Source organism: Streptomyces sp. NPDC001373 (assembly GCF_042895815.1).
In the GTDB taxonomy this organism is placed as follows: Bacteria; Actinomycetota; Actinomycetes; order Streptomycetales; family Streptomycetaceae; genus Streptomyces.
This window is the reverse complement of record NZ_JBIAWQ010000019.1, coordinates 96,646-108,023: the sequence shown is the minus strand read 5'-3', so window position 1 is coordinate 108,023 and position 11,378 is coordinate 96,646. Positions and strand designations below refer to the sequence as shown.

The following is an 11,378-nucleotide window of genomic DNA, read 5'->3' as shown; positions in this document are numbered from 1 at the left end:
GGCTCCGCACGACTGACCACCAGTCCTACTACGGCGTCCTCAAGCCACTGCTCCAAGACCACGCCGAGCCTGAGCGTGATGGGCAAGGTCAGGACCGCGCGGTACGGAACGCCAGATAGCGGCTGAAGGCTTCGTTGCTGTCGGGGGTGAAGCTCCACTCCAGCAGGGCCGACCGCAGCTCAGGCTCGGTCAGCCAGCCATGCCAGGCGACCTCATCGGGATCGGGGACCACGGCGTCCGGCACCACGGCTTCGTGCACGCCGAGCCAGTGAGGGCTCAAGCCGCTGCGGTTGATGAACGTGAACAGCAGGCGCGGCAGCGCACGAATGCCCAGCTCTTCGGCCAGTTCCCTCGCGGCGGCCTGTTCATAGGACTCACCGACATGTGCGGCACCACCGACCTCGACCTCATAGAGCCCAGGGAAGCGCGATGCCTGCTCCGACCGTCGGTGGACGAGGATCCGTCCACGCTCATCACGACACACCGTCACGGCGACTCGGTGCAGCCAACCCTTCCGAATGGCCTGCCGGCGGCTGACCACCATCCCCAGCACACGATCTTGATCGTCGACACGCTCCACCAGTTCATCCACGACATACACCCTGGCAGAGCCCACTGACAACGCCGCTTCTCGTAGCCCGCAGAGGCCGAGCAGGAGAAGCGCACCAGGAGGCCGGACACGGATGACCACGGTTGTCGACCTGTCGCGCGCAGGATCAACCGCCCACAACACCGTCGGCGACATCCGGCCTGCCTGTGTGACAAGCCTCGCGCTTCGGCTCAGCGAGGCTCCCAGCCGATCGGTGCACGCAGACGGGATGGCAGGAACCAGCCGCCTTGCGGCTCAGACACGGTCGAACTCCGATGGCACGCGATCAAGGTTCGCTGGCACGGGACAGCAGCCTTCCGGGCCGCCGATACCGATGGCAGCGGCCACCTGGGGGCCTACGAGTACCGGAAGTTGTTCGGGGTGCCCCGGGTGCGACCGGCCGGACTCAACGACGGGTTCAGGCAACTGGACGCGGACGGGGGCGGACAGGTCGAGGAGGCGGAGTTCGTCGCTGCGTCTGCACCTTCTTCTCCGCCCGCATCGACAGCACGGCAGGGGCGGGCCTGCTCGGCCGGTCAGGGACGGACCGGTCCACGGGGCGGCAAGCGCCCGCGCGCTCGCGGGACGGCCGCCTTGCTCAGCCCGCGTAAGGCGGTTCGACGGAGTGGATGCCTGGCGGTGTCAGGTGCGCCGCTCGGATGCGTTCCTGAAGTCGAGCGTGGCCCTGGCTGCCTCGGACAGCTCTGCGACTCCATTCGACGCGAACGTGCCGAAGGTACTCGCGTCGCTCCAGGCACAGACGGACATCGCGGGGTTGTTCTCGTAGTGCCCGCAGGCCAGACGGCCGCCGAGAGGGCCGGCAGGGTACTCAGCGGAGTCGCTGCTCCTGGCTCCGGCGAAGAAGTTCCGGAACTCCTGCGTCATCGAGTCCCTGCGCTTTTCCGCAGCCAGCTTCTGCGACCACTGGGTGGTGTCGATGTGAAGGACGCCGTCGGCGCGGCCGTCATCGTCCCGGTCGTAGTACCAGGTGCGGCCCCGGGGAAGGCGTACGGCCTCCGCCTCGCGGTAGGAGGCCGTCTCCTCCTCTGCCATCAGCCGGTAGCCGTCCAGGGTTGCGGGCGGCATGATCGTACGCGGACCGGTCGGGGCCGCGGCGGCTGCCACCGGGCCGCTTGAGGCCGCGGCGGTCTCCGCCGTGCGCGGCTCCGGCCCGTACCGGAGTACGGCACTCACCACGGCACCCGCCCCGAGCAGGCCCAGGATGATCAGAACCGTACGGAGCCGGCGCACTCGCAGCGCCGCGGTCTGCCCGTCGGCGGCCGCGCCGGGAGGCAAGGCGCTGACCCGCCGCCATGACGCGGTGGCGAACCAGAGCACGAGCATCAGCACGGCGGCACCGAAGAGGAGGCCCAGTAGCCTCCCGCTTTCGTACGCCTCGGAGGTGGTGTCGATGGACAGGTAGATCATCACCGGCGCATCGTACGCGTGTCCGAAACTCGCACGGCGGCCGGTCCAGCCGGGTGATACGTACCGGGCCGGCACATCGACGAGTGCGTCCGAGGCACCCACACACCACGACGGACGGCTCCGGCACGGGCACCCGGCGACCAGGGCCGCCATGCCGAGCTGCCGGAACCTCACCCGTTTGCCGTCCGATCTGGACCACTACCAGGTTCCGGCCACCTGACCTTGACCAGTGTTGGGGCAACGGCGGGGGGTGCTGCGCGGCCCTAAGGTGATCACCGGCCGGCTGGAGCTTCGGATCTCGGGGGGGTGCTACGAGCCTGGCAGGTGCTGCGCCACGTCCGGGCCCGGCGGACGCGGATCTGCCGGGACCTGTCGGCATCACGCTCTGAGCGGTGCCGGGGTTCACGGGGTTCGCGATCCCGGGCGGCGTTCGTCTGGACACGCGTTGTGACGGTGCGCGCCGACGGCGTCAGGGGTCTTCGGGTTGACGCGCGGGTCCAGTGCGTGAGGGGGCTGGTGGGGGCCGTGTGCGACCGGACGAGGGGCGCCGGTGGAGCGCGGCGCGCACCCTGGAGATGGAATGATCCGGACACCTGAAGGCGGTGGTGGCGATGCGGCAGTGCGGCGTGCCGGTCCGGCGGCGCTCGTATCCGGGACGTGCCCCGGCTTCGGGGTGAGTGGCCGTGCAAGGTGAACAGTCGGTACAGGCGGCTGCGGCCCTGGACCCGGAGGAGCGGGTGGAGCTGCTGCTGCGGGATCTGCGCAGTACGCGCACGGGGCTGACAGCGCGGGAGGCGGCCCGGCGGCTGGTGCACTACGGACCCAACATGCTGCGCCGGCGTGGAGGTCGGCGCTGGCCGGGTGAGCTGGCGCGGCAGTTCACGCATCCGCTGGCGCTGCTGCTGTGGGCAGCGGCGCTGCTGGCATGGTGGGCGGGGATCATCGCGGTGGCGCTGGCCGTCGTCGTGGTGATCGTGGTCAATGCGGCGTTCGCGTTCGTGCAGGAGATGCAGGCCGAGCGGGCGGTGGAGGCGTTGGCGGCCTATCTGCCGGAGCGGGCGAAGGTGCTGCGTGACGGGCAGGAGCTGGTGGTCGATGCGGTCGATCTGGTTCCCGGGGACGTGCTGGTGGTGGAGGAGGGGGACCGGATCTCGGCCGACGCGCGGCTGATCACGGGGGGAGTGGAGGTCGACCTGTCGGCGCTGACGGGCGAGTCGATGCCCGCCTACCGCTCCGCCGAGCTCACCGATGTGCACGTGCCGCTGCTGCAGGCGCGGGACCTGGTGTTCAGCGGGACCGTGTGCACGGAGGGCGAGGGGCGGGCACTGGTGTTCGCCACCGGCATGCACACCGAACTGGGCCGGATCGCAGCCCTGTCGGAGCGGGTGGAGCGCGAGGTCAGCCCTCTGGAGAGCCAGGTCAGACGGGTGGCCTGGCTGATCGCGCTGATCGCGATGGTCACGGGCCTGGCGTTCTTGCCGATAGCGGTGTACGGCGCGAAGCTGCCGTTCCACGACGCCGTCGTCTTCGCGGTCGGCCTGCTGGTGGGCAACGTCCCCGAAGGACTGCTGCCGGTGATCACCCTGGCCCTGGCCCTGGGCGTGCGGGAGCTGGTACGGCGCGGTGCGGTCGTCAAGCGGCTCAGCGCGGTGGAGACGCTGGGCTCGGCGGACGTGATCTGCACCGACAAGACCGGCACCCTCACCGAGAACCGCATGCACGTCGCCATCGTGTGGACCACCGCCGGGCTCCACCACCTCGCCGACGCCGACAGCGCGGCGGGCAGCGCGGACAACGCGGCCCTCGCTGCCCTGGCAGCGGTGATGGCCCGCTGCAACAACGCCCGGTCCCCCACCGACAACCCCGACGGCACGGCGACCGGTGATCCCACCGAGCTCGCCCTGCTGGAGGCCGCCGGCCGTCTGGGCCACGCGATGAGTCCCGCCGACCGGGAACGAGGCCGTCTCCGGCAGTTCCACTTCGACCCGGTGCTCAAGCTGATGTCCACCGTGGACGAGCGCGATCACGGGATGTGGACGCACACCAAGGGCGCGCCCGAAGCGGTCATCCCCCTCTGCAGCCGGATCCAGCAGGGCGACGCGAGCACTCTGCCCCTCACCGAGGACGCTCGCCGCCAGGTCGGCGAGCAGGTCGACGCCCTTGCCCGGCAGGGACTACGGGTCCTGGCCATCGCCCAGCGCCGCATGGACGCCGCCACGCCGCCCGCATCCCGCGCCGAAGCCGAGCAGGACCTGACCCTGATCGGCCTTGCGGCCATGGCCGACCCGCCCCGCCCCGAGGTCGCCGAGGCCGTCGCCCACTGCCACCACGCAGGCATCCGGGTCATCGTCGTCACCGGCGACCACGCCCTGACCGCCGCGGCGATCGCCCGCCAGGCCGGCATCGGCAGCCCCCACCTCCGGGTGGTCAACGGCGACGAACTCGACCGCATGCCCGAGGACGAACTCGACCGCCTGCTGCGCCACCACCGCGAACTGATCTTCGCCCGCTGCTCACCGGAGGCGAAACTGCGGATCGCCGACGCGCTGCGTGCCGAAGGCCACGTGATCGCCATGACCGGCGACGGCGTCAACGACGCCCCCGCCCTCAGGCGCGCCGACATCGGCGTCGCCATGGGACGCTCCGGCACCGACGTCGCCCGCGAAGCGGCCACCATGGTCCTCACCGACGACAACTTCGCCACCATCGTCACGGCCGTTGAAGCAGGGCGCCGGATCTACGACAACATCCGCAAGTTCATCTACTACATCTTCGCCCACACCACCCCCGAGGTCACCCCCTTCCTGGTGTTCGCCCTGGGCGGCGGAGCGATCCCCCTCCCCCTGACCGTGATGCAGCTGCTGGCCTTCGACGTCGGCACCGAAACCCTGCCTGCCCTCGCCCTGGGCCGTGAACGCGCCGAACCCGGCCTGATGGACCGCCCACCGCGCCCCCGCTCCGAAGGGGTCATCCGCGGCTCCATGCTGCTGCGCGCGTGGCTCTTCCTCGGCGTCATCTGCGCCGTCCTGCAGATGGCCGGGTTCTTCACCGTCCTCGTCCACGCCGGCTGGCACCCCGGCGACCCCACCGGCCCCGGCACCCCCTTGCACCACGCCTACCAGCAGGCAACCACCATGACCTTCCTGGGCATGATCGCCGGACAGATCGGCACCGCCTTCGCCGCCCGCACCGACCACGCGTCCCTGCGCTCCATCGGCGTCTTCACCAATCCCCTGCTGCTGTGGGGCATCGGATTCGAACTCGCCCTGGCCGCGCTGTTCATCTACGCCCCGCCCTTCCAGCACCTGCTGGGTACCGCCGCCCTCACCCCCGCCATGGTCGCCCTCGTCGTCCCGTTCCCGTTCGTGGTGTGGGGTGCCGACGAACTACGACGCTGGCTCCTGCGCCTACGACGAGCACGTGGGCCGGCCAAGGCGAACCCCGGAGAGGCGGTGGTGCGACGTTGAGGCTGCCCGTGTGGTCGCGGCCCGGCTCTGCCCCTGTCGCAGTACTCGCGGTGGAGCGCAACCGGTGAAGGTCTCAGCGAAGGCGGCGTTCGCGGCACTGGCGGTGCCGAACTTCCGTCTCTTCTTCGCAGGCCAGTCGGTCAGCCTGATCGGCACGTGGATGCAGGCCGTGGCCCAGTCGTGGCTGGTGCTCCAGCTGACCGGGTCGGGAACGGTCCTCGGGCTGGTGGTCGCCGCCCAGTTCCTGCCCGTCCTGCTGGGCGGCCCCTACGGCGGGCTGCTGGCCGACCGGGCTGACAAGCACCGGCTGCTGATGGCCACACAGTCCGCCCTGGGAGCCCTCGCCCTGGTGCTGGGGCTCCTGACGGTCACCCATGTGGTCCGGCTGTGGATGGTCGTGGTCCTGGCGGTCGGCCTCGGCGCGGTGAACGCGGTGGACCTCCCCACCCGCCAGACGTTCGTGCCGGAGCTGGTCGGCCCGGAGCTGCTGCGCAACGCGGTCGGCCTGAACAGCATCATGATCAGCGCGACACGCGCGATCGGCCCCGCGGCGGCCGGGTTGCTCATCGCCACGGTCGGGGTCGGGGCCTGCTTCCTGGCCAACGCAGCCAGCTTCCTCGCCGTCCTTCTCGCGCTCCACCTGATGCACACCGGCCGGCTGCACCCCGCGGGTGCCGTCGAACGGGCACCCGGCCAGCTGGCCGAGGGCCTGCGCTACGTGCGCCGCACGGCCGGTCTGTGGGCACCGCTGGCGATGATGGCCCTGATCGGCACCTTTGCCTACGAGTTCCAGGTCGTTCTGCCGCTGCTGGTGCGCACCGTCCTGCACGGCGGACCGCAGACCTACGGCTTTCTCACCGGCGCCATGGGGCTGGGCTCCGTGGCCGGCGGACTCGCCGTCGCCGCCCTGGGCCGGGCCGGCGTCGTCCCCCTGATCGGCGCCGCGGCCGGATTCGCCGCCACGCTCGCCGCCGCGGCGGCGGTGCCGACCGCGCCGGCCGAAGTGGCGGTCCTTGCCCTGGTCGGGGTGGCCGGCACCGTCTTCCTCGCCATCGGCAACACGACACTGCAACTGATCAGCGATCCGGCGTTCCGGGGCCGGGTCATGGCCCTGTGGTCCGTCACCTTCCTGGGCAGCACCCCCGTCGGCGGACCCGTCGTCGGCGTCGTCTCCCAGCGCCTCGGTCCCCGCGCCGGGCTCGCCCTCGGTGCGGGAGCGTGCCTTGCCGCCGCCGTCCTGGGCCTGCTCGCCCTTCCCGGGATCCCGCAAGCCGCACGCTTCGTCGAGCGTACGAGAGCCCGCCGGCAGCCTCCTGCGTCTGACACCGGTACCGACCGCGCCTGACCGCTCCATGCCGAAACCCCCCGACCAGATCCGCCGCCTCTCCCCACGCGCCGGGCCTACTGTGGAGGAGTGGGAGCGAGCCGCAGCGCTGAGACGGACCGCGAGGTCACCGTCTGCCTGGCCGGCGACGTGATGCTCGGCCGGGGCATCGACCAGGTGCTGCCGCACCCGGGTGACCCGCGGCTGGCCGAGCCGTGGGTGACGGACGCTCGCGCCTACGTCGAGATGGCCGAAGCCGTGAACGGCCCGGTGTCCAGGGCCGCCGGCTACGACGGGCCATGGGGCGACCTGATGGAGGAACTTCGGGCTACGGGGCCCGACGCCTGGGTGCTGAACCTGGAGACCAGCGTGACCCGGGCGGACGACTTCGCTCCTGGGAAGAGCGTCCACTACCGCATGAATCCGGAGAACATGCCCTGCCTGACCGCCGCCCGGCCCGACGTGTGCACACTGGCCAACAACCACGTCCTGGACTTCGGCCGGGACGGGCTGGCCGAAACCCTCGACAGCCTCGGCGCCGCCGGGCTGCGCACCGCCGGTGCGGGTGCCGCCGCAGCCGAGGCGTGGCGTCCGGCCCGGGTGGCGCTGCGGCCTCCCCCGTCCGGCACGGGGTCCGCGTCCCGTCACGGGCCGCGCCTCCTCGTGTTCTCGGTCGGACTCCCGTCGAGCGGCATCCCTCTCGACTGGGCTGCCGCCCCGGACCGCAGCGGCATCGCCCTCGCCCCCGGACCCTCGCCGGCCGCCGCGGCCGACCTGGTCGCCCGTATGCGGTCCGCCCGCCGGCCCGGCGACCTGACAGTCGTCTCGATTCATTGGGGTTCCAACTGGGGCTACCGGGTCCCGCCCGAGCACATCCGGTTCGCCCACAGTCTTGTCGACGGCGGCGCCGACCTCGTCCATGGCCACTCCTCACACCACCCCCGCCCCTTGGAGGTCTATCGCGACCGGTTGATCCTCTACGGCTGCGGAGATCTGGTCGACGACTACGAAGGGATCAGCGGTCACGAGCAGTACCGCAGCGACCTCCGCGTCCTCTACACGGCCCGCCTCGACGAGGCCACGGGGGCGCTGCGAGAACTGCGCCTGACCCCCTTCCAGGCCCGCCGCCTCACACTGCACCGGGCCCACCTGCGCGACGCCCACTGGCTGCGCGGCGCGCTCACCCGGCACGGCGGCCCCTTCTCGACGGCCCTCACCGTCAGCGGCGACGGGGTGCTCACCCTCTCCCCGCGGACGCACGAGGTGTGACGTCAGACCACCTGCCCAGCCGTTCGCCCGTCAGGCAGCGACCTGATCACCCGGCCCGTCCGACCATTGCGGCAGACGGTCCGCGCACCCTCCGACACGGCGTGTTCAGGTCCGTCGCATATCGTGCGCGCGGGACGCGGGCCCGCCGGTCCGCGCTGCAATCGAAGGAGCAGCGACGTTGAACAACGCGTACAAGCCCGCCCCGGGGGTTCCGGACGAGCTCCAGCGGCGGCTGGGGGTGCCGGACGCGGTGCTGATCGGGCTGGGGTCGATGATCGGCGCCGGTATCTTCGCCTCCCTGGCCCCGGCCGCCCACGCGGCCGGCTCCGGCCTCCTGCTCGGTCTCGCGGTGGCCGCGGTCGTCGCCTACTGCAACGCCACCTCATCCGCCCGGCTCGCCGCCCTCTACCCGGCCTCCGGCGGCACCTACGTGTACGGGCGTGAGCGCCTGGGTGAGTTCTGGGGCTACCTGGCAGGCTGGGCGTTCGTGGTGGGCAAGACCGCCTCCTGCGCGGCCATGGCCCTGACCGTCGGCTCCTATGTCTGGCCTGCCCAGGCCCACGCTGTGGCCGTGGCCACCGTGGTGGCCCTGACCGCGGTCAACTACGCGGGCATCCAGAAGTCCGCCCTGCTCACCCGCGTCATCGTGGCGGTCGTCCTGGCGGTCCTCGCCGCCGTCGTGGTCGCCTCGCTGGCCTCGGGCGTCGTGGACACGGCGCACCTGGACATCGGTACCGACGCGACGGCCGGCGGGGTGCTCCAGGCGGCCGGGCTGCTGTTCTTCGCGTTCGCCGGCTACGCCCGCATCGCCACCCTCGGCGAAGAGGTCCGCGACCCGGCCCGCACCATCCCGCGGGCCATCCCGATCGCCCTGGGCATCACCCTCGTCGTCTACACCCTCGTCTCCGTCTCCGTCCTGCTGGTCCTGGGCCCGGATGGCCTCGCCTCCGCCGGTGCACCGCTGACGGAGGCCGTGCGGGCAGCCGGCGCCGAGCGGCTCGTCCCCGTCGTACGCGTCGGTGCCGCCGTCGCCGCCCTCGGCTCCCTGCTCGCCCTCATCCTCGGCGTCTCCCGTACCACCCTGGCCATGGCCCGCGACCACCACCTCCCCCACGCGCTGGCCGCCGTGCACCCACGCTTCAAGGTCCCCCACCGCGCCGAACTCCTCATCGGCGCCGTCGTCGCCGTAGCCGCCGCGACAAGCGACGTCCGCGGAGCGATCGGGTTCTCCTCCTTCGGCGTCCTGGCCTACTACGCCATCGCCAACGCCTCCGCATGGACCCTGACCCGGGCCGAAGGCCGCCCGGTCCGGATCGTCCCCGTCGTCGGCCTCGTCGGCTGCCTCGTCCTCGCCTTCGCCCTCCCGCTGCCCTCCGTGATCGCCGGAGCCGCCGTCCTCCTCGTCGGGGCTGCGGCCTATGGGGGGCGCCGCATGCTCACCGGCCCCACCCCGTAGCGACACGTGCCGACGACAGTCAGGAGGCGGCGCAGACGGTCTCGACGAAGTGACCGATCTGCTCTTCCGTGAGGTGGCGGGCGAGGTCGGCTTCGCTGATCATGCCGACCAGCCGGTGGTCCTCAATGACGGGCAGCCGCCGAACGCGGTGCTCCTGCATGATCTCCAGGACCCGTCCTGTGTCCGCATCCGCCGCCACCGTGTACGGCTTGCCCTGAGCGAGCATTCCTGCCGTCATACGGTGCGGGTCCTTGCCCTTCGCCAGGCACTTCACGACGATGTCGCGGTCCGTGATGATCCCGTGGAGCCGGTCGTCAGGTCCGCAGATCGGGAGTGATCCCACCCCGAGTTCACTCATGCGGCGGGCCGCGTCCATGAGCGTCTCGTCTTCCTGCACGCAGGACGCGCCTTTGTGCATGATCTCTCGTGCGGTCGCCATGGCTTCCTCCTCTCGATCGAGGGCCCCGGCGGAGTCTCCTCCGGAACAGGGCATGCGCCGCGAGCCCCCTGGCCGCTGCTTGCGCCGACGGCTTCGACCGCCTTCGGCGCCCCGCACCGGTCCGTCTGTCCCATTCTCCGTCCCGGCGGTCGGCGACGCGAGCGCGATCGGGTCGATGGTGTTCCGTCATCGGGTACGGGGCCGGTCGGCGGGGGCGGTCATCAGCCAGGACACGGTACGGCTGATGTCGGAGGACGCGACGATGCCGACCAGCCTGCCGCTGTCGTCGACGACGAGGGCCCGCCGGGGCCCGCCCGCGAGCATCTGCGGCAGTACGTCGACGAGCTGCTCCTCAGGGCCCACCACCACAACCTCCGGCCGGGGAACCATGACCTCCCGAACCCTTGTCACCCCACGCTGCGCCTCGGCGACCCGGCCTGCCGCGGCGAGCGTGAGCAGACCCGCCGGGGAGCACCCGTCGTCACCGATGACGGGAAAGGCCGAGTGGCGGTAGCGGTAGCGGGGATCCGCCAGGAGGTCCGCGATGGTCAACGAGGCAGGGACCGTGACCGGGGAGGGCGTCATGGCGTGCCGCACGGTCACACCTGCCAACACGACCCGCAACTGCGCCTGCCGGCCTTCCGCGGTCGCGGCGGCGATCAGGAACCAGGCGAGGAGGACGAACCACAGTCCGCCGACCACGTCGCCCCGTGCGAACAACAGCAGCCCTGCCAGGAGGAGCAGCCAGCCGAACCCGCGCCCCGCCGCGGTCGCACCGGCCGTGGCCCGCGCGCGGTCTCCGGTCCTCCACCAGATGAAGGCCCTCAGCAGTCGGCCTCCGTCCAGCGGAGCTGCCGGCACGGAGTTGAACAGCGCCAGCAGAAGGTTGATCACCGCGAGCCACACCAGCGCTTCGCTCAGCAGCCCCCGCCCCGCCGCACTGTCGACCAGCCACGCGCCCAGTGCGAAGAACGCACCCAGCCCCAGGCTGACGAGTGGTCCGACGCCGGCGATCCGCAGTTCGGCGGCGGGTGTGGACGCCTCCGTCCTGAGCCTGGCCACCCCGCCCAGAAGCCACAGGACGATGTCGTCCACCGCCACCCCGTTGCGACGGGCCACCACGGCATGGGCCAGTTCGTGGGCGAGCAGTGAAGCGAAGAAGAGGGCGGCCGCCAGCAACCCGACGAGCCAGTAGGCCCACCAGGCGCGCCCCGGGGACACGGCGGGCAGCCGCCCCTGCGCCAGCCCCAGTGCGATGAGCGTGAAGATCGCCAGGATGCTCCAGTGGACACCCACTCGGACTCCCGCGATCCGGCCCAGTACGAATGTCGGTTTCACGATCCCTCCGGTTACCAGCGTAGGCACGGGCCGGTTTCGCGACAGGGCCGACCGGGCCCTCTCGCTGC

Annotated in this window: 8 protein-coding genes; 4 read left to right on the top strand and 4 right to left on the bottom strand. The window is 71.7% G+C overall.

The genetic code is table 11. From position 1 onward, the window contains the following. Positions 1 to 88: 88 nt before the first annotated feature. Complete coding sequence (locus tag ACFY15_RS30595; protein ID WP_390690103.1) at positions 89 to 592, bottom strand: NUDIX hydrolase; 504 nt, start codon at positions 590 to 592, stop codon at positions 89 to 91. A gap of 639 nt (positions 593 to 1,231) precedes the next feature. Continuing rightward, entirely contained in the window at positions 1,232 to 2,020 is a 789-nt protein-coding gene (locus ACFY15_RS30590) for a hypothetical protein (protein ID WP_390690102.1), read from the bottom strand. A 680-nt stretch (positions 2,021 to 2,700) separates the two neighbouring features. On the opposite strand from ACFY15_RS30590, the gene ACFY15_RS30585 reads away from it, so the two are divergent. The 4 genes from ACFY15_RS30585 to ACFY15_RS30570 all read left to right on the top strand — a co-directional run bounded on the left by ACFY15_RS30585 (position 2,701) and on the right by ACFY15_RS30570 (position 9,533). Then, on the top strand, positions 2,701 to 5,484 hold the full coding sequence (locus tag ACFY15_RS30585) for a cation-translocating P-type ATPase (protein ID WP_390826438.1): 2,784 nt from the start codon (positions 2,701 to 2,703) through the stop codon (positions 5,482 to 5,484). A 64-nt stretch (positions 5,485 to 5,548) separates the two neighbouring features. Next, a complete protein-coding gene (locus ACFY15_RS30580; RefSeq protein ID WP_390690100.1) occupies positions 5,549 to 6,829 on the top strand; it encodes an MFS transporter in 1,281 nt (426 codons plus the stop codon). A gap of 69 nt (positions 6,830 to 6,898) precedes the next feature. After that, positions 6,899 to 8,077 (top strand): CapA family protein, encoded by a 1,179-nt coding sequence (locus ACFY15_RS30575; protein WP_390690099.1) that lies wholly within the window; start codon positions 6,899 to 6,901, stop codon positions 8,075 to 8,077. A 178-nt stretch (positions 8,078 to 8,255) separates the two neighbouring features. Then, complete coding sequence (locus ACFY15_RS30570; protein WP_390690098.1) at positions 8,256 to 9,533, top strand: APC family permease; 1,278 nt, start codon at positions 8,256 to 8,258, stop codon at positions 9,531 to 9,533. Positions 9,534 to 9,552: 19 nt separating this feature from the next. Here the strand turns inward: ACFY15_RS30570 and ACFY15_RS30565 are convergent, their stop codons facing one another. Next, positions 9,553 to 9,972: a CBS domain-containing protein gene (locus ACFY15_RS30565; protein WP_390690097.1), complete on the bottom strand. Its 420-nt coding sequence runs from the start codon at positions 9,970 to 9,972 to the stop codon at positions 9,553 to 9,555. A 186-nt stretch (positions 9,973 to 10,158) separates the two neighbouring features. Further along, a complete protein-coding gene (locus ACFY15_RS30560) occupies positions 10,159 to 11,310 on the bottom strand; it encodes a site-2 protease family protein (protein ID WP_390690096.1) in 1,152 nt (383 codons plus the stop codon). Positions 11,311 to 11,378: the final 68 nt, after the last annotated feature.